Origin of the sequence: Bacillus sp. C28GYM-DRY-1, assembly GCF_030519405.1 — a bacterium.
Taxonomy (GTDB): Bacteria; Bacillota; Bacilli; order Bacillales; family Bacillaceae; genus Bacillus; species Bacillus spizizenii_A.
This window is the reverse complement of record NZ_JAUMKF010000053.1, coordinates 1-534: the sequence shown is the minus strand read 5'-3', so window position 1 is coordinate 534 and position 534 is coordinate 1. Positions and strand designations below refer to the sequence as shown.

The following is a 534-nucleotide window of genomic DNA, read 5'->3' as shown; positions in this document are numbered from 1 at the left end:
GACTCCTCTCGGGCGCGCCATTATTCTAATAGAATAGATAGGAAATCGGGAAGTAGCTCAGCTTGGTAGAGCACATGGTTTGGGACCATGGGGTCGCAGGTTCGAATCCTGTCTTCCCGACCATTTTTAATGGGGCCTTAGCTCAGCTGGGAGAGCGCCTGCTTTGCACGCAGGAGGTCAGCGGTTCGATCCCGCTAGGCTCCACCAAAAGTTTTTTAAAAAGTTGTTGACTTAAAAGAAGTAACGTTGTATACTAATAAAGTTGCTTTAACAAAGTGAACAAACAAAATGATCTTTGAAAACTAAACAAGACAAAACGTACCTGTTAATTCAATTTTTAAAAAATCGCACAGCGATGTGCGTAGTCAGTCAAACTAAGGCCTGCATGACGAAGGTCACACAGGTGCCGCCGCAGGATGCGGTGAACTTAACCTGTGATCCATTTTATCGGAGAGTTTGATCCTGGCTCAGGACGAACGCTGGCGGCGTGCCTAATACATGCAAGTCGAGCGGACAGATGGGAGCTTGCTCCCT

Annotated in this window: 2 tRNA genes and 1 rRNA gene; all 3 read left to right on the top strand. The window is 47.0% G+C overall.

The features are described 5' to 3' along the window. Positions 1-46 precede the first annotated feature (46 nt). A tRNA-Pro gene (locus Q3W56_RS20635) sits at positions 47-123 on the top strand. 8 nt (positions 124-131) lie between these two features. Next, positions 132-207 (top strand) — tRNA-Ala (locus tag Q3W56_RS20630). A 237-nt stretch (positions 208-444) separates the two neighbouring features. Beyond that, a 16S ribosomal RNA gene (locus Q3W56_RS20625) occupies positions 445-534 on the top strand; the annotation flags it as partial.